The sequence below is a fragment of the Paenibacillus sp. LjRoot56 genome, assembly GCF_964253335.1.
Classification (GTDB): Bacteria; Bacillota; Bacilli; order Paenibacillales; family NBRC-103111; genus Paenibacillus_E; species Paenibacillus_E allorhizoplanae.
In genome coordinates this window covers 2,598,649-2,624,860 of sequence record NZ_CAXURV020000001.1, presented here as the reverse complement: position 1 = coordinate 2,624,860, position 26,212 = coordinate 2,598,649, and the positions used below count along the sequence as shown (strand labels likewise).

Sequence of the window (26,212 nt, the reverse complement as noted above, 5' to 3'; positions counted from 1 at the left end):
CGTTACCCCTCATTTCACCGTCGATCGGGAGGCCACCTGACAGAACACTGCATACGCCGCCTGCCAACCCGCCTCATCCTGAGGATGATACGTCTTGACTGGGAACGAATTCCGAATCAGCTTCCTGGCTTCGCGCAAATTCGCGATATACCCTAGTGCTATCCATTGTACTACAAGGTTTCCTAAGGCACTACCCTCTACCGGCCCAGCCCACACTTCACGCTGTGTAGCGCTCGCTGTGAACTGACAAAGCAGCTCATTCTGAATGCCGCCACCAACTATATGTAAACCGCGGTACGTCTTGCCTGAAAGCTGCTCTGTACGCTCCAAGATAAAGCGATATTTCAGTGCTAAGCTTTCCATGATGCAGCGCACGATTTCACCATCCGTCTGAGGCACAGTCTGCTGGGTGTCACGACAATATTGCTGAATTTGCTTTGGCATATGAGCAGGGTTAAGGAACATATCATCATCCGGATCGATGAAGAATTGGAATGGCTTCACGGCTTCTGCTTGCTTCACAAGTTCAGCGAAGCTGGCTGTTTTGCCTTCTTTTTCCCATGTCCGCTTGCATTCCTGAATAAGCCATAAGCCCATGATGTTCTTCAATAAGCGATTCGTGCCGTACACGCCGCCTTCATTCGTGAAGTTCCACGATAAAGCTTGTTCCGTGAGCACCGGCTTCTCCGTTTCAGTTCCGAGCAACGACCATGTCCCACAGCTAAGGAAAGCGAAGTCATCATCAAGCGCAGGAACAGCAACAACGGCTGACGCTGTATCATGCTCGCCAACGGCGATGACAGGGATGGAAGGAACATCCAATTCCTCGCAAATAGCTGGGCTTAGTGATCCGACTCTTGCCCCCGACGCGACAGGCGGTAAGAAAATTTGCGCCGGCAGGCCTAGCTGATCAATCAGTTCGGTGTCCCAAGTGAAGCTCGTTGCATTAAACAACTGCGTGGTCGTCGCATTCGTGAATTCACTATGCTTTTCGCCAGTCAGGAAGTAGCGAAGCAGGTCTGGAATCATGAGAAACGTCGCCGAGCGGTCAAGTAATTCCGGATTATTTTTCTGAAGTGCATACAATTGGAAAATGGAATTGAACTGCAAAAACTGCAGCCCTGTTAGCGCATACAGTTTTTCGCGTCCTACTTCACTAAACACCTTATCCATGATGCCGTCCGTGTGGTGATCCCGATAATGGTAAGGATTCCCCAATAGCTCGCCATTCGCAGCAAGCAATCCAAAATCAACCGCCCACGAATCAATTGCCAAGCTTTCAATGTTCGTGTAACCATGATGCTTTGTTTGTAAAATGCCCTGCTTCAGCTCATGAAGCAACCGTAAAATATCCCAGTGAAGGTGGTTGCCCACCTGCACGGGATCATTGGAGAAGCGGTGAATTTCCTCGATCGTGATCCGGCCCGCTTCAGAATCAAGACGTCCGACGATCGCTCTGCCGCTGCTTGCTCCCAAATCAAAAGCTAGAACTGTCGATGAGGTACTCACCAGCTTGCACCGCCTTTGCCACGCGCATTGATTTTCTCGTCGTAGCCGCTTTCTAAGTAAGCTTTCATTGGATCAACCGGCACGCCGATTTCTTCACGAACTGCTTGTAACAGAGGCGTTACGTCAAATTCAAATGCTTTACGAACCGCATCTTCAGCGCCAAGAACGTCTTGGTTTGCTTGCGCAGCACGAACTTCTTCAAGGTTAATCAGAAGAGCTTTCGCATATTGCGTTTGTACGTTAAGTACGGAACGAAGCATCGCTGGGATTTTACGCTCAATGTTATGGCTTTGGTCGATCATGTACGCAATGTTATTAGCAGCTTGACGAATTTGTGGGTTCTTGTCGTTAGCAGCATCAATGATTTGGTAGAAAATCAGGAACAATTCATATGGATTCACAGAACCTACGATTAAATCGTCATCACCGTATTTACGGGAGTTGAAATGGAATCCGCCTAATTTATTTTCATCCAATAAGTACGTCACGATGTGCTCAATGTTCGTTCCTTGCGGGTGATGTCCTGTATCGACAAGCACTTCGGCTTGCGGACCCAATTTGTTAGCCAAATTGAATGCCATACCCCAATCAGCTAGATCTGTGTGATAGAACGCAGGCTCATAGAATTTGTATTCGATTAACATGCGCATGCTAGGTGACATCGCGTTGTACATTTCTTTCAGGGACTCATACATCCATGCTTTACGAGCGCGGATATCCACTTGTCCTGGGTAGTTAGAACCGTCAGCAAACCACAAGCTCAACACGTCAGAACCTACTGTTTTAGCGATGTCTACACACTCAAGGAGGTGATCCGTTGCTTTACGGCGAATCGCTGCGTTTGAGTTCGTCACACTTCCGAAGATGTAGTCATCTTCTTGGAAAAGGTTCGGGTTCACCGCACCGATGGAAACACCTAGATCAGAAGCATGCTGCTTCAGCTTGGCGTAGTCGTCCACTTTATCCCATGGGATGTGGATCGCAACCGACGGGCAAACACCCGTCAGTTTGTGCACTTGCGCCGCATCTTCGAATTTCTCGAACGGATTACGTGGCACGCCTGTTTGTTTGTAAACTTTGAAACGTGTTCCTGAGTCTCCGTAACCCCATGATGGCGTCTCAACTTTCAATGCTTTCAGCTTCGCTTTGACAGCTGCAATATCAATGCCTCTCAGGGCTTGTTGTTCTTCGAATAATGCGTAGGCTTTGTCGCTCATCGGTTTTATGGCCTCCTAGTAGGTGTATTAGCGCGTGAAGGCAGCAGGTACGCCACCATCAACAGTGATCATGCAACCTGTTGTTTTAGCTGCTTTGGATGAAGCGAAGTATACGATAGCTTCTGCAACATCTTTAGGGAAAATGTTGACAAGCAGCGTCGTTCTCTTACGGTAGTGTTCTTCCAACTGATCCGGTTCAATTCCATATGCAGCCGCACGCTCATTGCGCCAGCCGGAGTTCCAAATGGCAGAACCTTGAAGAATAGCATCTGGCAATACGGAGTTCACGCGGATACCGAATTCGCCGCCTTCTGCTGCGATACAACGCGCCAAGTGGATCTCTGCCGCTTTGGCAGTGGAATAGGCAGATGCATTTTTCCCTGCGAATACGGAGTTCTTGGAGCCGACGAATACCATGCTGCCGCCAACTTTTTGTGTTTTCATAATCTTAAACGCTTCTCTAGCTACAAGGAAATACCCTGTGCTAAGTACGTTCATGTTCAAGTTCCACTCTTTAAGCGATGTTTCGTCAAAAGGACTGGAAGTCGCAAGACCTGCGTTGTTCACGATAATATCGATTCCGCCGTAGCTAAGAATAGACTCGCGGAACGCTGCTACTACTTCTTCTTCTTTCGTTACGTCCATGCGAACAGCAATCGCTCTGTTTTCGCCATATTGTTCGTTAAGTTCTGCTGCCAGCTTCTGTGCACCTTCCAGGTTCAAGTCAGCAAGCACAACGTGTGCGCCATCTTTGAGGAATTGACGAGCTGTTACGCTTCCGATTCCGCCCGCGCCGCCTGTGATGAAGGCGATTTGACGGGAGAACTCAGCTTCTGCAGGAGCAAGTGTTAATTTATAAAGTTCAAGAGGCCAGTACTCAACATTGTAGGATTCATTTTCGCTAAGGGATACGAACGTTCCAAGCGCTGTAGCGCCTCTCATAACGGAGATTGCACGGTGGTAAAGCGCGCCGCTAATTTGTGCCATAGCCCAGCTTTTGCCTGTGTTGATCATCCCGATTCCTGGAATAAGGATAACACGCGGAGCTGCTTCATTAATAACGTCGCCTTCATTTTTGTTACGGTCAAAATAAGCTTTGTACTCTTCTTTGTACGCTTCGATTCCGGCTTTAAGTGCTTCAGTCAAGGAAGCTGCATCACCTGTTGTCGGATTCCAGTCGATATATAATGGTTTCATTTTCGTATGGACAAGGTGATCCGGGCAAGCTGCACCTACTTGGGATAGCGTTGCGGCATCACGGCTATTTACAAATTGAAGCACATCGTCTGCACCGTCAATGGTAAGGATCATTTTCTTCTCGTTACTTACTGCACCGCGAACGATTGGAAGAACTTGAGCCAATAGTTCGTTGCGAGCTTCTACGCTGAGGGATTCATATTTGGATCCGCCATATAGGTTCGCTTCGTTCACGCAAGCTTCGATGAAGCTTGCTGCTTCATTAATGATAGCGATTGTTTTCAAGTAACTCTCTTCAGACGTTTCGCCCCAAGTTACTAGACCATGTTTCTCCATAAGAACAAGCTCAGCTTTTGGATTGTTGCGAACGCCATCTGCGATCATTTTGGAAAGTGTAAAGCCAGGACGTACATAAGGTACCCATACGAAGCGATCGCCATAAATTTCTTTCGCAAGCTCACGTCCGTTGTGTGCGCAGCAAAGCGAGATAATCGCATCTGGATGCGTGTGGTCAACGTTTTTGAATGGTAAGAACGCATGTAAAAGCGTCTCAATGGAAGCACGCGGGTGCTTGCTGTCGATCATACAGTTCGCAAGATAAGCAACCATTTCTTCGTCAGACATTTCGTCACGCTCAATCAAAGGACGAATATCTTCCATACGAAGACCTGTGAAATTCTTTGCTTTCATTGTTCCAAGATCAGAACCGCTGCCTTTCACCCACATCACTTCAACATCGCGACCACGGAAATCTTTCTCGATCGTTTTGTAAGAAGTATTGCCGCCGCCCCAGTTACATACAGCGCGATCCGTGCCTAATAGATTAGAACGATAAACAATTTCCTCTACACCTTTCGATACTGCATTCGCTTTTGAAGCTTCCCATAAATTCGCAACCATTTAAGTACCCTCCTAAGTTTTACATCCCATGTGTATGTGTTTGTATTTGATGGTTTCATCTTATCACATCTTTGTTTGTTTTTGAATAATTATTTTTATTTTTGTTTTTAAAGGAAGTAAACACAGATTTATCCGTGTATTGTATTTAAAATGAAGGGTTAACTAGTTGGTGAAGGGAGATTCGGATGAAATTGAGGGTCGCAGACAAAAATTACTGTGTTAATCTTCGAATATGTTTGTTTTCTTCTGAATTCAATAGCGTTGCTCAAGCTGAGCTAGCCATGACGTAAGGGGAAAAGTTCGATGTTTGTTGAGTAGCTATGGTGTTAGGGGCAAATTTGATGACCGTTTGGTTTATTTCTGTATTAGGCTTTGAATCTTGTCTTTCCATTCGGCAACGAGGCTACAGCGGATCAATAACTGGAAAAACTACAGCTAATTCTGCGAAAATCATTCCTTCTAGGACATTAACTGGATAACCTACAGCTATTTTCAGCTGCAATCGCTGATTCAGGTAAAAACCTCATTATTAACTACATGTTTTCCATTCAATTCAATTTTTCGGACTTATACACTGCATTAAACTGCATGTTTTCCATTTATTTAGGTTGGTGGAGATCGGCCAGTCAGTCAGCCTAAATGTCATCATCAAACTGCCACTTATCTCCGCCACTGACTGAACCTCCAGACATGTCATCCTGCATATCGCCGCCGAAATCCCCGTCGTCGTCCTCGGCTACATTTTGCAAATCAAACGCGTTGATCGTTATGATCGGATAAGTATGATGCGCGGCGATTTGAGCAGCCTGCAATTTCATAAACTTCGGCGAGCCTTCTGTCTCTTCATCATAAACAAGCAAAATGCCGTCAGAGTTTCGTAGGAGGAACTTGTCCCTCTCCTTGAACTGCCAAGGCCCATCATATTTGGTCTTTGTTACACTGTTCACGTAATTGGCGCGCTGTATAACGCTAGCGTAGCAACCTTTCTTATCATCACTCCACTTCTCTTCCTGCTCTAGAAAAGGAGTAATTACTGCAAGTTTAATTTCTGGATGCGTGCTCTCTCTCAGTTCAAGTGCAGCCTCCGCCGCCCATAGCTCCACGCCCCATTGACCACTGACGACAACCCATTCAAGCCCATCATCCAACAAGGCGATGAGCCGTTTTTGAATTGCTTTTTTGATGATCGGAATGCCTGGATGCTTCAATGAGAAAATGCCAAGTTCATTCGCTTTGTACCCCGTAATCAGTACTCGTTTCATATGAACTCACCTCCTTGTTGATCATCCTAACAGGTTAGCATAGTTAGATCGAATTAGGAAGAAGTGCAGATTTCAATCATTATTATGTCATGTTATATGACATAATTGTTAAATTTCGCACATCAATGACAATTTATTGACTGTTTTTATCAAAATAATGATTGAAATTTTAAATAAATTAAGTTATTCTGTTCTCAACACACAAATGTACGTTAACTAACCTAACATTAAAGAGGGGCGGAGAGATAATGAATATTGCACTTGTTGCGCATGATGTTTACAAAAACTTGCTCGTGGACTTTGTCATAGCTTATAAGCATATTTTCCAAAAGCACCAGCTCTATGCTACAGGTACTACAGGAAGAAGAATTAGTGAAGCAGCCAAACTCGATGTCATTCGCTTGCGCTCAGGCCCATTTGGCGGGGATCAACAGATCGGCGCGATGATAGCGATGGATGATATTGATTTGCTTATCTTTTTCCGCGATCCCATCTCTGCATTAGGACATGAACCCGATATTACAGCACTCCTTCGCCTTTGTGATGTTCAACAAATCCCCCTTGCTACTAATCTAGGCACCGCAGAAATGTTGATAAGAGCCATGGAAAACGGCTTCCTCTCCTGGCGTGAAGAAATACGCAAATATGATTCTCCACGATTGAATGGTACGGAAAACAAATAATGCCTGAATCACAATTATTCAATTATGCATGCCATTTGACCAAGCTAGTCCACTATGATTTGCATATCTTATATCATCTCTTCTTGAAAGGATGATAGAAATATGGCAAAGATTAAACAAGGATCAGGCGGCCCCGTTCAATTCAGACATCGCATGGAGGGTTTGACATCTCTCACACAAAATCATCGGCATTCCTTCGGTAATTTAAGTGACATCGTGATTCCGGAGGATGGCAGACACCGTCACACTTTCCAAGGCATTACGACAACTGCTGACGGGCATCGTCATTCCTATTCTGGCCGTACTGGCCTCAATATCGGTGTAGGGGTGAATCATTTCCATCGTTTTCAAATCTCAACAAATATTGCAGATGGACATCGCCACATCATTTCTGGAAGAACAACAGGTGTCATTCGTCTTGGCGTCGTCGTTGGACACAAATTGATTATTGAAAGCATCGTCCGTCAAAGCGTAAAATAAATGACAAAAAAGACTACTGAACCCTGTTCAGTAGTCTTTCTATTTATATTCACAGATTTTTAACCAACCATGGATACGCCTGACTCCCATTCACTTCGTGGACACCATCATATAGATGTACGCCCAGTCGCTCAGGCACTCCCGCCAAAGCATACTCTCGCTGCAGGTAGGAAACGGCTGCTTCCACGCCATCAACAGGAAAAATCGGATCCCGTCTTCCTGATGCAATGAATAACGGACGCGGAGCAAGCAAACCAATTAATTCTGGAAGTTCCGCGAAGTCGAGTGCGCCAGGCAGATAGTTATCGATACAATGCCGCACACCCATGATGCTGCGCTTAAATGTATTGGTGAACGCACACAGGACCGAAGCCTGAATGCGTTCATCTAGTACAGCCGTGTAAGCGGCAAGTAAGCCACCACCCGAAAATCCAAAACAACCGATTCGACTCGCGTCTACCTCCTCGCGTGACACGAGGTAATCTAATACACGGATCGCCTCTTGCACACGAACACCAGCTATAGACATCCCATATAGCATAAAATGAGAAGCAAGCGTCTGACAGGAAGAGTTCCCCACTTGTCCATCCTTCTTGTCCAATTCCAATCGTCGATCACCGAATCCGAGGATTTCAGGCACAACAACGACGAAACCGCGTCTTACCAACTCTAGCGCATAGTTGCCATGAAGATCCCATTCCCCCGTATTCTCAGTCCCATCAGCATTCAAACCAACGATCTGCCTACTCCCATAGCCATGACCATGCAGAGCAAGCACGGCAGCACGTTTACGAGAATCGCCTTTGGGCAACAGGACATACATGGGAACGCGAAAGCCCCAAAACGTTCCGATTTCAATTCGTTCTCGAATATGATCCTCAAGCTCGACACGATCAAGAAGAACAGGACGAGAATCATCCTGTTCTTCCATGGTCAAGGCTAAGGAGTCAGCCAAGCGCTTTTTCATATGAGCTTTCGCATGTTCAGCCCATTGTGTACGACTCTGCTCGCGTTTCAACTCGAAAGCGCGATAGAGCTGTTCCATACTTGCGTCAGGACTCCACATCTAGCTCAACCTCCGTCACTGGTTAAAATTTCACTAGTTTATCTACAGCAACTGGTTGCCCCGTACGCAATGAAATATTGCCAGCAATACCTGTTAGAATGGACATCGCTCCATCCACATGGGATGCCGCGCGGTTGAATCGATCGTCAGATGGCTTGTCAAAAATATCCTTCAATAGAACTGGATCGCCACCACCGTGGCCGCCAACGCCTTCTTCGATTTCAACTTCATAAGGTGCTGCAAACATCGGGAATACAGTAATCGTTTTCGCTTTCAACGCACCCTCATCCGCTTTGTCGCCACCGGAATTCACGTACGATTTCTCAACAACTTTCATTTCAATACGGCCTTTGCTGCCGTTAATGTTCACATTAAAGCCTTCCCACGGCAAGTACGCATTCAAAGAGTAGGTTAGAATCGCTTTGTTTTTGTAGCGAACCATCACACCCATCGTATCTTCAATGGAGATCCCGTCGCCAAAAACGCTCTGATCACGCTGATAACCATCCTCATGCTCCGCATCCAAATAGAGTCCTTTGAGATGTTCATTCTTATCCAATTGAAGTCCAAAAGGATCTTCTTTCGCATAGGCATTCCCTGTTGCACGTTGATAGAACTTCGTTTCACCGCGTTTCTCTGCGTTGGCTTTACCATAGAACATCAGATCTCCCATGGCAAAAACCGTCTCAGGCTGCGTCCCCAACCAGAAGTTAACCAAGTCAAAGTGATGCGTTGACTTATGCACAAGCAACCCTCCGCCATTGCGTTTATCGCGGTGCCATCTGCGGAAATAGTCAGCTCCATGCTGAGTATTGAGCAACCATTCAAAATGAACCGAGTGGACGTCACCTATCGTTCCATCCATAATTAACTCACGAATTTTCGTATTGTGCGGTGCATAACGGTAGTTAAATGTGACACGAAGCTGACGGCCCGTACGTTTAATCGCATCCAAAATTTCTTGGCATTTCTCTTCATCAACCGTCATCGGTTTCTCTGAAATGACATCACAGCCTAGTTCCATTGCTTTGATAATATACGTGTGATGGGTACGATCCACGGTTGTTACGATGATCGCATCCGGCTTCTCATTACGGATCATTTCTTCGAATTGATCCGCTTTATACGTAGGAACGGCATGATACTCATACTTGTTAGCAAGCAAGTCATTCGTAAAGTTCATGCGCGTTTGGTTAATATCACAAATGGCAACAAGCTCAGATGTATCTCTAAAATCCTTCACCATGGAGCCATAGAAGAATTCAGCTCGTCCACCAGTACCTACAATCGCATAACGTGTTTTCATCGGTTAATGCCCCTCTCGATTAAAAAGAATGTCATCTCTTATAGCAAGATTAATACAATATTTGTTGTGTTTCTAATCAAATATTACTTAATACCTTTATTTCTTTGCATATATTGCTGTAAAATAGAGAGACAGAACCTAACCTAGAGAGGTGTCTATGTTGTTTCATTACGAGATTGAAAGAATTCGCAGAGATCAACCCTACACAATGCTAGTGAATCATTTCCATGACCATTATGAAATTTATTATTTACTCAGCGGTAAACGCAATTATTTCATTCAAGACCGCGTCTATGCGATGCAAGAGGGTGATCTTGTATTTATTAATAAACATACACTCCATAAAACGCTAGATGCCAATGATCGTCCGCACGAGCGCATCTTAATCAATTTCGAAGAACGCTGGCTCGCTATGAAAGATGATGAGACTTATTCAATTGCGCTATCTCCGTTTCGTCCAAAGCATTATATCGTCTCAGTTTCCGGCGCTAATCGCACGCTCGTTGAGAATTTACTCTTCAGCTTATTGCGGGAAAAACAGCAAGAGCAGCTCGGTTGGGAGCTGAATAGCAAAGCCTTACTGACACAGCTGCTCATATTCTGCTCGCGACTCATGGACCAGCCAGGGACGCTAGATGAGCATCCCCAGGCTTATAATCCGAAGATTTTCGAGATCGTCAGCTATATCAATGAACACTTCAATGAACGACTAACACTCACGCTAATCTCCGAAAAGTTCCATATTAGTCCGAGTTACTTCTGCCGCTCATTCAAGGATACGATTGGCTTCTCGTTTGTCGAGTATTTAAACAATCTGCGCATCCGTGAGGCTCAACGCTTATTAAGGGAAACGAAACTCAAAGTAATCCACATTGCCGAGCAAGCAGGCTTTGACAGCGTCGCTCACTTTGGACGTGTATTCAAGCAAGTTACGTCGCAGACTCCATTGGAATGCCGGAAGATGATGCATCTGGGTCTGTGATCAATTTCCGATAGTCGGTCGGCGTCATCTGTTTAAGCCCTTTGAACGTCTTAATAAAGTAACTCGGACTCTCGAAGCCAACCTCACTCGCAACATCTATGATTTTGATTTTTGGATCTTCCAGACACTTCATCGCTTTCTCGACTCTATAGAAGTTGAGGTATTCGATGGGTGTCTTTTTGACGATTGCCTTGAAGAAACGGCAGAAATGACCTTCACTCATCCCGATCAACGCTGCGAGCTCTGAAATCAGAATCCGCTGATTATAATGCTCATGCATATATTGAAGCGCAGGCTTAATTCTCTCAATTTTGCTTGCTTGTGTTGCGTTTCGAGGCAGATCAGAGGATAACTCACTTTGTGGCAGCAACTCAGCAAATATCGCGAGCAGATCCGCTTTTATTTTGAGCTCATAACCCAGCGGCTTTATCTCGAATTGCTTAATAATGTCCATGAGCATCAGGCGTACATGCTGCTCCCACGAATCCGTTGAACGGAAGATGCCTGGTAAAATTAATCGCCCTTCAATCCACGGCTGTATGTATTTACTTTGGATGACATCATAAGCACTGCTGCTGAGTAAGTGTGAATCGAAGACGATAGCATGAAAATAGGCCGGAAGTTCGTTCGCTGGGTAACAAGCATGTAATTGACCGCTCGGAATGAGCAGCGCTTCACCTTGCTCTAGCTCAGTCAAAGACGAACCAATATAGAAGTGAGCACTTCCTTCCGTCATATAAATAAATTCAATTTCCTCATGCCAGTGATAGTTAAAGAAAACGTCATTGACCTTCTCAACTCGGTACACACTTAGCGGGAACATGAGATCGCCGTGCATTCGACCTTCATGCAAAGCATCCATATTCATAACGTCACACCTTTTTATCAAAATTGTTATATAACCGCATCAGCATTTTGCAAGACAATCATAACATAAAGCGGTTACACTTTTAATCAAAGACTCTTAAGAGTATCAGTATAGTTATACAATTTGTACACAAGGAGCTGACTGCGTTGAAATTCAGTGATGGTCAATGGATGACCCGTAAGGAATACCAAATTATTAGTCCTGTTGAAGTACATGATGCGTATACAACTGATCGTTCTCTTACCCTTTTCGGTCCGCCTAAACCGATCATTGACCGTTCTGGTGAATTAGATACGCCCTTAATTGAAGTCAAACTATCCTCTCCCTTGAAGGATGTTATTCGTGTTCAAATTTATCATTATAAAGGGAAGAAGCAAGCGGGTCCCTACTTTTCACTCAACACAGATGAGGTCCACCCCCTGCAGATTGAGTTAAATAAGCTAGAGGCAAGCTTAACCAGCGGCAACCTAAAGGCCAGCATTCGAAGAGATCAACCATGGCATCTAGCATTTGATTATCAGGGGCGCAAGCTTACTTCCAGCGGTTTCAAGGGCATCGGATACGTAATCTCTGATAACGGGGCTACTTATGTAAGAGATCAGTTAGACCTAGGGGTTGGCGAGAGCGTATATGGCCTCGGTGAGCGGTTTACTTCTTTTGTCAAAAACGGGCAAAGCGTTGATATCTGGAACCGTGATGGAGGAACGAACTCCGAACAATCGTATAAAAACATTCCTTTCTACCTGACCAATAAAGGATATGGCGTATTCGTTAATCACCCCGAGAACGTTTCGTTTGAGGTTGCGTCTGAGAAAGTATCTAAGGTGCAATTCAGTGTAGAAGGTGAATATCTCGACTATTTCCTGATTGGCGGGGCTAATTTAAAGGAAGTACTTGGCAATTATACGACGTTAACAGGAAAACCTGCGCTTCTGCCAGCTTGGACATTCGGACTCTGGCTGACCACTTCGTTCACAACTAATTATGACGAATCCACCGTAACTAGCTTCATTGATGGCATGGCTGAGCGAGAATTACCGCTTCACGTCTTCCATTTCGATTGCTTTTGGATGCGTGAGTTCCACTGGTGCGATTTCGAATGGGATACGCGTATTTTCCCAGAGCCCGAACAAATGCTGCAGCGCCTCAAAAGTAAAGGTTTGAAAATCTGTCTGTGGATCAATCCCTATATCGCGCAGCGTTCCCCGATGTTTGAAGAAGGCATGCAAAGCGGTTATTTACTGCGAAGACCAAACGGGGACGTATGGCAATGGGATATGTGGCAGCCCGGCATGGGCATCGTCGACTTTACGAATCCTGCCGCGTGTGAATGGTACGCAGCGAAGCTAAGAAAGCTAGTCGATATGGGTGTAGATTCCTTCAAGACTGATTTCGGCGAGCGCATTCCAACGGATGTCGTCTATCATGACGGTTCCGATCCAGTCAAAATGCACAATTACTATACCCAACTGTATAACAAAGTGGTTTTCGATGTGTTAGAAGAGAAGCTTGGAAAAGGTGAAGCTGCCTTGTTCGCTCGTTCCGCAACAGCAGGCGGACAACAATTCCCCGTCCATTGGGGCGGCGATTGCACCGCGACTTACGAATCGATGGCTGAAAGCCTACGAGGCGGCCTATCACTTGGACTTTCCGGATTCGGATTCTGGAGTCACGATATCGGAGGATTTGAAAGTACATCCAGCGCTGATTTATATAAACGTTGGGCCGCATTCGGACTGCTCTCCAGTCATAGTCGTCTACATGGCAGCCGTTCGTATCGTGTACCGTGGATGTATGATGACGAAGCGGTTGATGTATTGCGCTTTTTCACGAAGCTCAAAAGCAGATTAATGCCTTACATGTTCCAAACGGCTGTCGACGCCTCCAGGCTCGGATTACCGCTGATGCGCGCGATGGTGCTGGAATTCGGTGATGATCCGACGTGTGATCACTTAGATCGTCAATATATGATTGGGGATTCGCTTCTAGTCGCGCCAATCTTTGATGAATCGGGTATAGCCTCCTACTACTTACCTGCTGGCACTTGGACGCATTTCTTAACGGGGGAAAAAGCCGAAGGTAATCGATGGTACAAGGAGCACCATGATTATATGAGCATCCCGCTCCTCGTACGACCGAACACGCTGTTAGCGATCGGGACAGTTGATGCGAAGCCAGACTACGATTACTTGGCGAATAGTGAATTCCACCTATTTGAGTTGAAAGACGGGCATGAAGCCACTTCTCGTGTGTATCACCCGACAACGAAAGAGGAGTTTAGTCTTACGGTAAATCGCGATGGTAATGTCATTCAGATTATTCCTACGGGTAATTCAGTCCCTTGGAGCCTTGTACTTAGAGGAACAACATCCGTATCTAACGTTGAAAATGGCACCCTTTTACCGCATGAGTATGGCCTGAAAGTCAATGTTATCAACGCAAACTCAGCTATCTTCCTAACGATCTAATCGAACGCAAATAAATTTCCCTTTCACTTCTTCATCGTTGTGAGGGGGAAGTTTCGCTTTTCGCTCCGTTACCCGGAATTTGAATTTAACTGGAAAATGTACAGCTATTTCGGATAAATTCCATCTATTTTACAATTTAGCTGGAAAACATGTAGTTAAATTGGCGGGATAGGATCAAATTTTCTAATACCTATAAAATTAACTACATGAAATCCATCTAATCAACGTTTTCACGATATAACTGTAAAATTAACTGTATTAAATCCATTTATTCACGCTGCTGTGGAGCGTAGATCAGGGCATGAAGCCTCTCCACTCACTCCACCTCAACCAACAGCCCGCCGCGAAACCTCCACAAATTAAAAAACCTCCGTGCGAACTCACGCTCACACAAAGGTTTGTCATTTAGAAACTGAAATATTGCTTGGCATTATTGTAGGAAATACCTTGAACCAACTGTTTCAACAGCTGTTCGTCGTTCGGGAACTCACCTGCTTCAACCCACTCACCGATCATGTTGCATAGAATGCGACGGAAGTAATCATGGCGCGTGTAGGACAAGAAGCTGCGGGAGTCCGTTAGCATCCCAACGAAACGTCCGAGCAAACCGAAGTTGCCGAGGGATTTCATTTGGGAGATCATGCCGTCGCGCGTATCATTGAACCACCATGCGGCGCCCAATTGGATTTTGCCAGCGATGCCATCGCCTTGGAAGCTGCCCATTAAGGAAGCAAGAATCTCATTGTCACGTGCGTTCAAAGAATATAGAATGGTACGCGGCAATGAATCTGCCACAGCAAGTGCAGACAGTAATCCCGTTAATGCACCCGCAACCGGGCTATCACCAATGGAGTCAAATCCTGTATCTGGTCCTAGCTTAGCGAACGCCTGTCCATTGTTGTTACGGGAAGCATTGATATGATACTGCATCGCCCAATCCAATTTCTTGTAGATGCCGCCAAGGAAGATGAGTGTGAATGCTTTGTACTTCTTCTCATCTTCCAGACTCACTGCTTGACCAGCAAGTCCTGCCGCAAAGATCGCGTCAACTTCTTCTTTGGTCGCCGTTGCAAAAGGCACATAATCCAATGCATGGTCAGACACTTTACAGCCGACAGAGTCAAAGAAGACAGCGCGGCTTTCTAAACCAGCCAATAAATCATCATACGTGCGGATCGGCGTGCCTACCGCTTTCTCAAGTTGAGCAATCCATGGAAGGAAGGTAGCACGGTTGATTTCCAGCGCCTTATCCGGACGGTAGGATGGCAATACTTGCGTATCGAATCCTTCAATGTCTTTGATTTTGATGTGGTATTCCAAGGAATCCACAGGATCATCAGTTGTACAAATGACCGTTACTTTGGAATTTGTGATCAGGTCTCTAGCACGGGATCCACCCTCAGCCAGCTTCGCATTCACTTTTTCCCAAATTGCTGGTGCATTCTGCTCATTAATGATATCGTACACACCGAAATACGTTTGAAGCTCCATATGGGACCAGTGGTACAACGGATTGCCGATCGCCATTGGAAGCGTGGAAGCCCATGCTACAAAGCGATCATAATCACTAGCTTCACCCGTAATTTTGGACTCGTCGATACCGTTGGCACGCATCATCCGCCATTTGTAGTGGTCACCATATAACCAAGCTTCGGTTATGTTGTTAAATTGTTTATTTTCATAAATTTCCTTCGGACTTAAGTGGCAGTGGTAGTCAATAATCGGCAGTTCTTTGGCATATTCATGAAAAAGATGTACGGCAGTTTCATTGTTAAGTAAGAAATTTTCGTCTAAAAACGTTTTCATAAAGCGATTTCCACCCTTCTCAAGCTGAATGATCTGCCCTCTATATTAGCAAAAAATCAGCTCAGAAATCTTGCGATATCGTGCTTTTATTTCATAAAATATGCATATCTTGACCTCTAGAAGGGTTCATAGCGGCTAAGGGAGCGTACTTCTTACATATGAATTTGTTTCAATTTCTTCTGGTATCGCTTCTGTAGCACCAGGAACATGACGGGATTTCACATTAATCTGGTCCGAAGAAGAAATGCTGATATGGACAGAACCAGACAATACATGTGCACGAATTAAGATCGGCTGATTATAATCGTTTCGAAAACTAAAATCAGGCCCGCCCCAATTCACGGTAGCATCTCTTCCATGGGGCACATAAGGCACCGATCGACTGTGGGAGTACCTTTCAATAATTGTGAGCCCTGCACGGTCAACCGCATTAAATAACGTTGAGGATATTTGACAAATACCGCCACCGATTCCCTCGGAGAATTCCCCCCTTACAATCACCTTTGCGGACATATACCCCCTGCTCGGTGTTCGAACGCCTACAACGCGATTGAAAGAAAACGTCTCATTCGGCTGCACAACATAATTGTTGATCGCCTGTGTGGCTAATTTGAGATTCGTTACACGGTGATTATTGCGCGAATTAAAATAGGTAACATAATAGCCTATTGGACGGACTCGAATGCTGGCAAGCAGTTCACTATCTACTTTGGGATACAAGGATTGCAGCGGTAACGCCACATTCATCGGGCCTTCTGAATAAAAATGCCCATAGAATTGGTTAATAAAAGCACGTCGATTCAATCGAACGCCTGCAATCTCTTTCACAATGCCCCCACTGTCACTAATTGTAGCGTTAATTGGCTTGCGGTAAATCGTTTTGTCAATTTGTTCAGCAAGCCGGTCTAATTTCTGCGTATCTACCAGTGGAATATCCAAGAGATCGGTCGTAATCGGCTCTCGCCTAATCTGAGCCATCTTTTCACCATTCGAATTCTCCGATAGTTGAAAAGGCAATTCTTTGGGCTGGGCAAGCAGTAACAGGCCCAATAGCCATTCATAGCGCATGAACGCAATTCACCTCCTGCCCCTAGTGTAAACAAATGTCAAAATTCCATGCAATGACAACTCAGATACATTTTGAAAATGGAATTCTACGAACGGTAAAATTTATTTGACAGTCGGCGAGCAGAGCGATAAACTTCAAACAAGATGAACTAAAAGGAGGATTTTTCTAATGACGTTTGAACACAATCTTGAGAAATATGCGGAGCTGACTGTTCGAGTTGCACTCAACATTCAAGCTGGTCAATCGCTTTGGATTAATGCGCCAATTGGGCACCCCGAATTCGTAAGACTCATCACTCGTAAAGCATACGAAGCCGGCGCTAAGCATGTACATATTGAATGGCAGGATGAAATCTGTACCCAAATCCGCTATACACACGCACCCGATGAATCATTCAATGAATACCCAGCTTGGCGTGCGCAAGCACTAACCGAGTTAGCTGAAAACAATGGCGCCTACTTATGGATTGACGCGGACAACCCAGAGCTGCTGAAGGATGTGGATCCGGCTCGAATCTCAGCGAATGCGAAAGCGGCAGGTCCCCTGCTGGTCAAATGGCGTGAATACATGTCCTCTTACAAAATGACTTGGTCCATCATCGCTGCCCCTTCCCTAGCCTGGGCACAAAAGGTATTCCCTGATCTCGAAGATCAGGCTGCAGTCACAGCCCTTTGGGATGCGATCTTTGAAGCCACCCGTGTAGATCAAGAAAATCCTGTACAAACGTGGCAGGAGCACAACTCGACTCTCCGTAGCAAACGGGAACAATTGAATGAGAAACAATTTCGTAAAATCCATTACCGCGCTCCTGGAACGGAGCTTACGGTGGAACTTCCACCTCAGCACATTTGGCGAGGCGGTTCTGCGACGAACGAAACAGGCGGCTTCGATTTCAACCCGAACATCCCGACAGAAGAAGTGTTCATTTCCCCGAATCGCCTAGGAACGAATGGGACCGTCCACAGCTCCAAGCCGCTTAGCTACCAAGGCAGCTTGATCGATAACTTCTCGATCACCTTCGAGCAAGGCCGCGTCACCCACTACACAGCGGAGCAAGGCTTTGAATCGCTGCAAGCGATGATTGAGATGGATGAAGGCGCGCACTTCTTGGGCGAAATCGCACTCGTGCCGCATGTTTCACCAATTTCAAACACAAACTTAATCTTTTTCAATACGCTCTATGATGAAAATGCTTCAAACCATCTAGCCCTCGGTCGTGCTTTCCCGACTTGTATTGAAGGCGGTACGAAGATGACCAAAGAAGAACAGCTGCAAGCAGGGCTGAATGACAGCCTCATTCACGTCGACTTCATGATCGGCTCCGCCGAAATGGATATTGACGGTGAACACGCTGATGGCACGTTTGAACCGATCTTCCGTAAGGGGAATTGGGCGTTTTAATTAGAAAGAGGGTATCCCTGAAAGCCATGTAAGTGGCGAGGGATCCCTCTTTTTCTACTTATGTATGATTTGATTTTTAATAAGCTCAATTTGACGAATTCGATTCGTGTCTCTAGTACGCACAATGAAAGTCCAATCCTGATGCTGCCAGAGTTCACCGATTTTCAATTCCGACTGCTTACTATATAACCAGCCACCGATAGAATCCACATTCTCATCCTGAATGTCAAGTCCCAATCTAGCGTTTAACTCGATGATCAAGGCGTTACCGTCGACGACATAGTGTCCTTCGGCTAACTTATCAATTTCTTGCAGTTCATCTTTATCAAATTCATCACGAATTTCCCCTACGATTTCCTCCAAAATATCTTCAATCGTTATCAATCCTGACGTTCCGCCGTACTCATCCATCAGCAAAGCGATATGTACGTTTTCACGCTGCATCTTTTTGAGCAGAGACTTCACCGGCATTCCTTCGGGAATCGTCATAATCGGTTGAAGTAGACCTTTGAAATTAAAATCTGGATTCGAGATGTAGCTTAAGAAAAATTGCTTCGTATTCACGAATCCAATGATATGATCTTTGCTCTCTTTAGCTACGGGAAAACGGGTGTATTGTTCTTTAATAATAATGTTCATGTTCTCTTCAAGTGATTTATCCGCATAGAGACAGATCATATCCGTACGCGGAACCATGATTTCACGCGCCAACAATTCATCGAATGAGAAAATGCGATTCACAAATCCGTATTCGGTCTTATTGATTTTTCCACTCTCGAGGCTGTCTGATAAAATAATGCGTATTTCCTCTTCGGAATGAGCTTCTTCGTGTTCGCTTGCAGGCTTGACGCCAAACAGTTTAACAAGCTGCGTTGCTGAGCCATTTAAAACCCAAATAAATGGGTACATAATTTTATAAAAGAAGATGATAAAGGGAGCTGTTAGAATTGAAATCGCTTCTGCTTTCTGGATCGCTAACGTTTTGGGAGCAAGTTCACCAAGCACAACATGGATATAAGTAATCGATAAAAAGGCAATACCAAACGATAGGATGTGCGACAATGTTTCACCTACACCAAGCCCATGGAACAAAGGACCAAGGATCTTCTCGACTGTTGGCTCACCTAACCAACCAAGCCCTAGCGCAGTAATCGTGATGCCGAGTTGACATGCGGATAAGTAGCCATCCAAATTCGAAGTAACGGTTTGAACAGCTAGTGCATTTTTCTTGCCTTCTGCAACCATTTGATCTACGCGGCTTGGACGAATGCGAATAACAGCAAATTCTGTCGCGACAAAAAAAGCGGTAAGTACGATCAGTACTGCGATTAAAACCAAATTGATTAACATGGTAACCTACCTTCTGCGTATAGTTTGTCTATATTAGTTTAACTTTCTTGGTTGAACTTATCAATTTTTGCCACCTCCATCAATCAAGGAAATGTAATAAGGCTCGGATGGTAGTTATTCAACTACGATCCGAGCCTATTTATTTCTACTTTCTAAACTGCCAGGTTCTCTACCTTTACGTTTACTTCCAGAACGCGAAGCCCTGTCAATTTCTCCACATCTGCCCTAACGTTTTCTTGAAGCTCATGACATACGTTATGAATCATCATGCCGTAATTGACGATGACACGTAAATGGATGACGACATCCGACTCCATGACCTCGACTACTACGCCTTTTCTGGCACTTTTACCACTCAAGCGCTTCGTAAGCTCCTCGGAGAGGCCACCCGACATGGAATCAATACCGGGTGTATGTAGAGCAGCGAACACAGCTATGATAGAAATAACATCGTCTGATATACATATGACACCAGATGGCGATTTCACAGACACAAGGATCACCTCCCATTATCGATGCTTTTGAGAATTTGTTTAAACACATGAAAGTCTTTAATTAAATAATTAAGCCTCTTTATTAATTGATTAGCGATATCCGAAGTACCAGCAAATCCAATCTCGTCAATAAGCTCATCTAATTCACCAGCCAATACGATGAAATCGAGATTATCCTTTTCAGTACTTAACTTCATTTTGATGTCATTCGCTAATGCTTCACCAATCTCTCTCATGTGTTTCACTTCAAGATGTTTCGTCATTTTCACCAATGGAGGGGTATAATCCTTTCGAAAATCGATGCCAGGAACTTCCTTCCAAAAGGTATTCCACTCTTTTATTAGTCCCGCTTTGTAAAATAATAATTTAAGGTAGCCGCATAACCAAGATGTGCAACTAGTATTTCTATTCAGACAGCCCACACCGTCTACTAAGTAAGAACAAGCGCGGCAACAAGAACCACCATTTTGAATACACACCTTACAAATATGATCTGCCCCTAAACCGTTCAACTGTCTCATGCCATAATCGATCAGATACTTTCTTGAAGCAATATAAAATTCATCGTCAATTAACACACATACCAGTTCCTTATTTTCAAATAACAATATATTTGATTTTTTGAATATTATATTTATACTATAACTGAAAAGTAATCAATAACGCAAAGCCTTTTATGCTTCCATACATGCTGGTTTATGTTATGATATTCTATATATTCAAATGTTCGAATATTGATAGTAGAGGAGAACGGTATGTATCAAGAAATACAGCATTTTAAAGCCGATTTTTTCAAGGCATTAGCACACCCATTGCGTATAAGAATCCTTGAAGTTTTAGTAGATGGCGATAAAAACGTGAATGAGATACAAACGATATTGGGCAGTGAAGGTTCTGCCGTTTCACAACAGTTATCCGTGTTAAGAAATAAAAACGTTGTCCGTGGGATCAAAGACGGAACCTCTGTGATCTACTCCCTTACAGATCCTTTAATTAAAGACCTGCTTATTGTTGCCAAGCAAATATTTGATAACCACCTTGTGAATGCGATTTCCATGTTAGAAAACATAAAGAATCAGTAAATACTTCTATTTTCACAAAAAGGAGTGAATCGGGTCCATTGTTCTCGATTTATATCCTTTTTTTTTGATTTCCTAGCAGAAATATCAAATTGACACCCCTTTGTTTTAGATATATGATTTTATATATATTCAAATAATCAAATATTTAATTTGGTGGGATTCGATATGAAACTTTCTTTTAGAGGCAGATTCCAAGGCTACAATAGAAAAAAATTTCAAAACGACTTGGTTTCAGGTCTGATTGTCGGAATTGTCGCCATCCCATTAGGAATGGCGTTTGCAATTGCTTCAGGCGTAAAGCCTGAGTACGGGTTATACACGACTTTTATAGCGGGCATCCTCATTTCATTATTCGGTGGTTCCAAGTTTCAAATTGGCGGTCCGACAGGCGCATTTATCCCCATCCTCTTCGCGATCGTCATGCAATATGGGTACGAAAACTTGCTTATCGCAGGTTTTATGGCAGGCGTTATTTTGCTATTCATGGGAATTTTCAAATTAGGCGGGGTCATCAAATTTATTCCACGTCCTGTCACGATCGGTTTTACCACAGGAATTGCTGTTACCATTTTCACAGGACAAATCGCCAATTTTCTTGGGCTGCATGATCTTCAAAAACATCAAGAATTTCTTTTCAATATGAAGGAATTAATCATTCACATTTCAACAATCAATATGTACAGCGTCCTAACTGCTGTGGTTTGTCTGGTGCTTATTCTTCTCACACCACGCGTGTCCTCTAAAATTCCTGGATCCTTAGTGGGATTGTTGATTTCAGCGGTTGTCGCATCCCTCTTCTATCCTGACAAGATTGCAACCATCGGGTCAACCTACGGCGCAATTCCGAATAGCTTGCCAAGTCTTCACTTCCCTGAACTCAGCATGGAACGTATGCAATTTCTAATAAAGCCTGCGCTTGTCATCGCGATGTTAGGCGGGATTGAATCCTTGCTCTCTGCTGTCGTTGCTGACGGGATGTCAAGAACAAGGCATAACAGCAACCGGGAATTGATTGGTCAAGGTATCGCCAATATGATAACACCATTGTTTGGTGGCATCCCTGCAACCGGGGCTATTGCCCGAACGGCAACCAATATAAAGAGCGGCGCGGAATCTCCTTTCTCTGGCATCTTCCACGGCATTGTGGTGCTGCTGGTTCTACTCATATTCGCTCCCTATGCTTCAAGCATTCCGCTTGCAAGTATGGCGCCGATCTTAATGGTCGTTGCTTGGAATATGAGTGAACGCAAAGAGTTCGCTCACGTCTTAAAAACCAAAACTGCGGAGTCCGTCGTTTTGGTTATTACCTTTCTTCTTACTGTGTTTACCGATCTGACAACCGCAGTCGAAGTTGGATTGCTTTTGTCTGGCATCATTTTTGTGAAACATATGAGCGACTTACTCCGTACTGCCAAGGTATTGCCTAACCCTTCGGATAAGCATGAACACGTAACCGCACATATCGTTACTGACCAACATAATTGTCCGCAAATCAGTATCTACACCGTGGAAGGCGCTTTATTCTTTGGGGTTGCCAGTGCATTTGAAAAATCCATTATGGATGAAATCCATACTAACCCCAAAGTGTTGCTATTGAAAATGGGTAATGTCCCCTATATGGACACAACAGGAACAGCTCATTTATCACGTATTATCAGACACTTTGACCATCACGGTTGCACCGTAATCATTTCTGAAGTACAAAACCAACCACGCCGCATGTTGCGAAAAACAAGATTGGACGACTGGATTGGGCAGGAGCACTTTTTCGATAAAACAGGTGATGCCCTTAACTTCGCCTTAACGAAACTTAACCACGCGCAATGTCTAGGGTGTAAGCACTTTGCATTCCGCGAATGCAAACATCTATCTGACCCACGAGTGATTAACGTTCGAACGCCATTCGATTGAATCGCGGTTTCACAATCAACAAGCTGGGCGCTGTTTAATGTGCCCCGGCTTGTTTTGTTTTTTCTTACCTCACACAATAAAGGAAATCACGAGCGAACAAAGAAAATATAGCATCATATAGTAAAGAAGGATGGTTACATGTAGATTGGGAATGTTAGTCAAACGAGCATATGCCCAAGGATTTATCGTCTAGTCATCCAATCAAAAGGAGTTGATCCGATGAGTATCAAACCGAACATCGCGGCTATCAGTGTCAACTTTGATCTTGGGGCAGGTCGCCGAGGGGCAAGCCATGGACCTAAGGCGATTTTTGAAGCAGGACTACTTCAAGAACTACAGCAATTAGCCTATACAGTAGATCATGTTGCTGATCTTCGTCTTGTGAATGACACAGCAACTCACTTAGATACGCAAGTAGATTCAACCAATCTCAATTACTTCGCTGAGGTAATAGCAATTAATACCCAGCTTGCCGAGCAAGTATCTCAGGTTGTCGGCCAAGGTCATTTCCCACTCATTATCGGCGGCGATCATAGCATAGCAATTGGCACAATTGCAGGATTATCCGCTCATTATTCCAACCTAGGGGTCATTTGGATTGATGCTCATTCCGACCTAAATTCACCGGACACAAGCCCATCTGGTAATATACACGGCATGTCGCTTGCGGTCAGTTTGGGTATCGGGCATCCTCTTTTAACGGATATACATGGAACTAACCCCAAAGTAAAGCCAGAAAATATCGTACTCATCGGCGCTCGTTCCTTGGATGAAGGTGAGAAGAAGCTGATTCGCTCCCTAGGTATCAAATGCTTTACCATGTACGATATTGACCGCAAAGGCATGGCTCATGTGATGCAAGAAGCCATTGATTATATTAAAATAAAAACAGATGGCGTTCATCTTAGTTATGATGTAGACTCCGTAGACCCCATCGAGGCACCAGGAACAGGGACTGCTGTCAAAGGAGGACTTCATTTCCGGGAAGCTCATCTCGCTGTGGAAATGCTGCATGAAGCTGGCATCGTGACTTCTGCCGAGTTTGTTGAAGTGAACCCGCTGCTCGATGACAGCAACAAAACCTCCCAGTTGGCCGTAAGCCTCATCAGCTCCTTGTTCGGTGAGCAAATCTTATGAGTGCGATCCAGGAGGTGAATCCCATACCACCGATTAAAGGAGTAACTCCCCTATTTCGAATTTTTGATGAAACGAAAGCCAAGGAATTTTATATCGATTATTTAGGCTTCTCTCTAGGATTTGAGCACCGTTTCGAGCCCGATTTACCTCTCTACATGGAAGTTACCTTAGGATCACTCGTTATTCATTTAACGGAGCATTACGGCGACTGCAGTCCAGGGGCGGCGATTCGCGTAGAAATGGAAGAACTTATTGTTTTCCATACTCGCTTACTCGAACAAAAATTCAAATTCTCCCGACCAGGCATTGAAAAAACACCATGGCATACCCGCGAAGTGACTGTGACTGATCCGTTCGGAAACCGAATCATGTTTTATGAGAGAATGGAATAATGATGCACAAATAACCCCCGCTCTTGTTGATAGAGACGGGGGTATTGTCATGGCCGACTACTGCTTAGTCTGCTGGACGAAGTAATCTATCGCCAGCAATACCTGGCGTGGTCATCTGAATTGGATTCAGAATTTCCTCAATTTCCTCCGTTGTGAGAAGTCCTCTTTCTAAAATGAGTTCTTTCAAAGTAAGACCTGTGCGTACAGCTTCCTTAACTAGCTGCGCGGCAACCTCGTAGCCCAGATGCGGATTTAACGCGGTTACGATACCGAAGCTTTGCTCCACGTAATTCTTACACCGTTCACGATCCGCTTCCAAACCTTCAATTGCGAAGCGTTCGAATACACTAGCCGCATTTCGTAATATTTTAAGTGACTGCAAGAGATTAAACGCAAGAACTGGCCCCATCACGTTAAGTTCAAACTGCCCTGCTTCACAGGCCAAACAAATCGTATGATCGTTTCCTATGACCTGGAAAGCCACTTGGTTCACTACCTCCGGCATCACGGGATTTACTTTACCCGGCATAATGGACGAACCTGGCTGTCTTGGCGGCAACTTAAGCTCGCCTAACCCTGCGCGAGGCCCAGAAGCCATCATGCGGATATCATTGCATATTTTCGAGAGATTCACAGCACATACTTTAAGTGACGCAGATAGCTCGGTGTATGCATCCATGTTCTGTGTCCCGTCGACTAAATGCTCCGAGATTTCAACTGGAATACCAGCCGCCGCTTTCAAATGAAACATAACTCGCTCCACATATTCCGGCTTGGCATTAAGCCCTGTACCAACGGCAGTTGCTCCCATATTGACGATCAGAAGCCCTCGCATCGCTTGCTTGATTCGATGGATATCACGCATCAATACACGCGCATAAGCGCCAAATTCTTGGCCCATACGGATCGGCACGGCATCTTGGAGATGGGTTCTCCCCATTTTGATCACATCATCAAATTCAATTTCTTTCCGTGCGAAAGCGCTTTGTAAGGAAGTTAAGGCTTCTATTAATTGCTCCGACAAGCGGTAGGCAGCTATTTTGATTGCTGTTGGAATCACGTCATTCGTCGATTGTGACATGTTCACATGATTATTCGGGTTACAATGGAAGTAACTTCCTTTTTCCTCACCTAAAAGCTCTAGAGATCGATTGGCCAGCACTTCGTTCATATTCATATTGATGGAAGTACCTGCTCCGCCTTGAATGGAATCGACGATAAATTCCTCTAAGAGCTTACCGCTACTCACTTCTTCAGCAGCTAGTACTAGGGCTTCTCCAATTTTCTTAGGGAGCATATGGGTATCCATATTCGCTTGTGCCGCTGCACGCTTCACTTCCGCCAACGCAGTAATGAGTTCAACATGAATCGTAACACCTGTGATCGGGAAATTTTCAATTGCTCTCATCGTTTGAATGCCGTAGTAGGCATGAGATGGGACTTGCTTTTCTCCTAAAAAGTCTTTCTCGATGCGATAACTCATTCGACTACCATCCTTTTTCACTTTATATTTCATTCCCAAAGCCTCGATTGAACCTAGAACGACCTGAACAAACCAGAACAACCCAGTGAATCAGAACAACTCAGTGAATCAGAACAACTCAGAACGACAATAAGTTCACTAACATGGTT

General features: G+C 44.6%; 22 protein-coding genes. 9 read left to right on the top strand and 13 right to left on the bottom strand.

Going from position 1 to position 26,212, the window contains the following annotated elements; genetic code table 11:
* Window positions 1–9: 9 nt before the first annotated feature.
* The 4 genes from rhaB to ACSQ8O_RS11650 form a co-directional block, all read right to left on the bottom strand.
* On the bottom strand, window positions 10–1,512 hold the full coding sequence (rhaB, locus tag ACSQ8O_RS11665; RefSeq protein WP_436241998.1) for a rhamnulokinase: 1,503 nt from the start codon (window positions 1,510–1,512) through the stop codon (window positions 10–12).
* Window positions 1,506–2,726 (bottom strand): L-rhamnose isomerase, encoded by a 1,221-nt coding sequence (gene rhaI / locus ACSQ8O_RS11660; RefSeq protein ID WP_436241704.1) that lies wholly within the window; start codon window positions 2,724–2,726, stop codon window positions 1,506–1,508. Before rhaI ends, rhaB begins: the two co-directional genes overlap by 7 nt.
* Before the next feature lie 27 nt (window positions 2,727–2,753).
* Window positions 2,754–4,823, bottom strand: coding sequence for a bifunctional aldolase/short-chain dehydrogenase (locus tag ACSQ8O_RS11655; RefSeq protein WP_436241703.1), 2,070 nt, complete (start codon window positions 4,821–4,823; stop codon window positions 2,754–2,756).
* Window positions 4,824–5,458: 635 nt separating this feature from the next.
* Window positions 5,459–6,085, bottom strand: coding sequence for a DUF1273 domain-containing protein (locus ACSQ8O_RS11650; protein ID WP_436241702.1), 627 nt, complete (start codon window positions 6,083–6,085; stop codon window positions 5,459–5,461).
* Between the two features lie 248 nt (window positions 6,086–6,333).
* Here ACSQ8O_RS11650 and ACSQ8O_RS11645 point away from each other — a divergent pair, with 248 nt between their 5' ends.
* Window positions 6,334–6,768: a methylglyoxal synthase gene (locus ACSQ8O_RS11645; RefSeq protein WP_056616729.1), complete on the top strand. Its 435-nt coding sequence runs from the start codon at window positions 6,334–6,336 to the stop codon at window positions 6,766–6,768.
* A 102-nt stretch (window positions 6,769–6,870) separates the two neighbouring features.
* Window positions 6,871–7,248: a YmaF family protein gene (locus ACSQ8O_RS11640; protein WP_436241701.1), complete on the top strand. Its 378-nt coding sequence runs from the start codon at window positions 6,871–6,873 to the stop codon at window positions 7,246–7,248.
* Window positions 7,249–7,297: 49 nt separating this feature from the next.
* Here ACSQ8O_RS11640 and ACSQ8O_RS11635 read toward each other — a convergent pair whose 3' ends face one another.
* Together ACSQ8O_RS11635 and ACSQ8O_RS11630 are read right to left on the bottom strand one after the other, a co-directional pair.
* The gene (locus tag ACSQ8O_RS11635; protein WP_436241700.1) at window positions 7,298–8,314 is read right to left on the bottom strand and encodes a dienelactone hydrolase family protein; all 1,017 of its coding nucleotides are present in this window, start codon (window positions 8,312–8,314) and stop codon (window positions 7,298–7,300) included.
* 22 nt (window positions 8,315–8,336) lie between these two features.
* On the bottom strand, window positions 8,337–9,620 hold the full coding sequence (locus ACSQ8O_RS11630) for a Gfo/Idh/MocA family oxidoreductase (protein WP_436241699.1): 1,284 nt from the start codon (window positions 9,618–9,620) through the stop codon (window positions 8,337–8,339).
* Window positions 9,621–9,777: 157 nt separating this feature from the next.
* Between ACSQ8O_RS11630 and ACSQ8O_RS11625 the strand changes: the two genes are divergently transcribed.
* Window positions 9,778–10,602, top strand: coding sequence for an AraC family transcriptional regulator (locus ACSQ8O_RS11625; RefSeq protein ID WP_436241698.1), 825 nt, complete (start codon window positions 9,778–9,780; stop codon window positions 10,600–10,602).
* On the opposite strand, the gene ACSQ8O_RS11620 is transcribed toward ACSQ8O_RS11625, so the two are convergent.
* On the bottom strand, window positions 10,550–11,470 hold the full coding sequence (locus ACSQ8O_RS11620; protein WP_436241697.1) for a helix-turn-helix domain-containing protein: 921 nt from the start codon (window positions 11,468–11,470) through the stop codon (window positions 10,550–10,552). The genes ACSQ8O_RS11625 and ACSQ8O_RS11620 overlap by 53 nt on opposite strands.
* Window positions 11,471–11,616: 146 nt before the next feature.
* Between ACSQ8O_RS11620 and yicI the strand changes: the two genes are divergently transcribed.
* Window positions 11,617–13,938: an alpha-xylosidase gene (gene yicI / locus ACSQ8O_RS11615; RefSeq protein ID WP_436241696.1), complete on the top strand. Its 2,322-nt coding sequence runs from the start codon at window positions 11,617–11,619 to the stop codon at window positions 13,936–13,938.
* 405 nt (window positions 13,939–14,343) lie between these two features.
* Here yicI and uxaC read toward each other — a convergent pair whose 3' ends face one another.
* Complete coding sequence (gene uxaC / locus ACSQ8O_RS11610; RefSeq protein ID WP_436241695.1) at window positions 14,344–15,744, bottom strand: glucuronate isomerase; 1,401 nt, start codon at window positions 15,742–15,744, stop codon at window positions 14,344–14,346.
* Window positions 15,745–15,879: 135 nt separating this feature from the next.
* Window positions 15,880–16,812, bottom strand: a complete 933-nt coding sequence (locus tag ACSQ8O_RS11605) for a VanW family protein (RefSeq protein ID WP_436241694.1) — start codon at window positions 16,810–16,812, stop codon at window positions 15,880–15,882.
* Window positions 16,813–16,981: 169 nt separating this feature from the next.
* On the opposite strand from ACSQ8O_RS11605, the gene ACSQ8O_RS11600 reads away from it, so the two are divergent.
* Window positions 16,982–18,214 carry an aminopeptidase gene (locus tag ACSQ8O_RS11600; RefSeq protein ID WP_436241693.1) on the top strand — a complete coding sequence of 411 codons (1,233 nt, stop codon included), beginning with the start codon at window positions 16,982–16,984 and terminating at the stop codon, window positions 18,212–18,214.
* Window positions 18,215–18,268: 54 nt separating this feature from the next.
* Here the strand turns inward: ACSQ8O_RS11600 and ACSQ8O_RS11595 are convergent, their stop codons facing one another.
* The 3 genes from ACSQ8O_RS11595 to ACSQ8O_RS11585 form a co-directional block, all read right to left on the bottom strand.
* A complete protein-coding gene (locus ACSQ8O_RS11595) occupies window positions 18,269–19,564 on the bottom strand; it encodes a hemolysin family protein (RefSeq protein ID WP_436241692.1) in 1,296 nt (431 codons plus the stop codon).
* A gap of 152 nt (window positions 19,565–19,716) precedes the next feature.
* Entirely contained in the window at window positions 19,717–20,058 is a 342-nt protein-coding gene (locus ACSQ8O_RS11590) for an Asp23/Gls24 family envelope stress response protein (protein ID WP_436241691.1), read from the bottom strand.
* A gap of 5 nt (window positions 20,059–20,063) precedes the next feature.
* On the bottom strand, window positions 20,064–20,636 hold the full coding sequence (locus ACSQ8O_RS11585; RefSeq protein WP_436241690.1) for a hypothetical protein: 573 nt from the start codon (window positions 20,634–20,636) through the stop codon (window positions 20,064–20,066).
* A gap of 177 nt (window positions 20,637–20,813) precedes the next feature.
* Between ACSQ8O_RS11585 and ACSQ8O_RS11580 the strand changes: the two genes are divergently transcribed.
* From ACSQ8O_RS11580 to ACSQ8O_RS11565, 4 genes are all read left to right on the top strand, one after another.
* Window positions 20,814–21,140 carry an ArsR/SmtB family transcription factor gene (locus ACSQ8O_RS11580; protein WP_436241689.1) on the top strand — a complete coding sequence of 109 codons (327 nt, stop codon included), beginning with the start codon at window positions 20,814–20,816 and terminating at the stop codon, window positions 21,138–21,140.
* Between the two features lie 165 nt (window positions 21,141–21,305).
* Window positions 21,306–23,051 carry a SulP family inorganic anion transporter gene (locus ACSQ8O_RS11575; RefSeq protein ID WP_436241688.1) on the top strand — a complete coding sequence of 582 codons (1,746 nt, stop codon included), beginning with the start codon at window positions 21,306–21,308 and terminating at the stop codon, window positions 23,049–23,051.
* Between the two features lie 225 nt (window positions 23,052–23,276).
* The gene (gene rocF, locus ACSQ8O_RS11570) at window positions 23,277–24,188 is read left to right on the top strand and encodes an arginase (RefSeq protein WP_436241997.1); all 912 of its coding nucleotides are present in this window, start codon (window positions 23,277–23,279) and stop codon (window positions 24,186–24,188) included.
* Window positions 24,185–24,580 carry a glyoxalase superfamily protein gene (locus ACSQ8O_RS11565; protein ID WP_436241687.1) on the top strand — a complete coding sequence of 132 codons (396 nt, stop codon included), beginning with the start codon at window positions 24,185–24,187 and terminating at the stop codon, window positions 24,578–24,580. Before rocF ends, ACSQ8O_RS11565 begins: the two co-directional genes overlap by 4 nt.
* A 64-nt stretch (window positions 24,581–24,644) precedes the next feature.
* Here the strand turns inward: ACSQ8O_RS11565 and ACSQ8O_RS11560 are convergent, their stop codons facing one another.
* Window positions 24,645–26,063, bottom strand: a complete 1,419-nt coding sequence (locus tag ACSQ8O_RS11560) for an aspartate ammonia-lyase (RefSeq protein ID WP_436241686.1) — start codon at window positions 26,061–26,063, stop codon at window positions 24,645–24,647.
* Window positions 26,064–26,212: the final 149 nt, after the last annotated feature.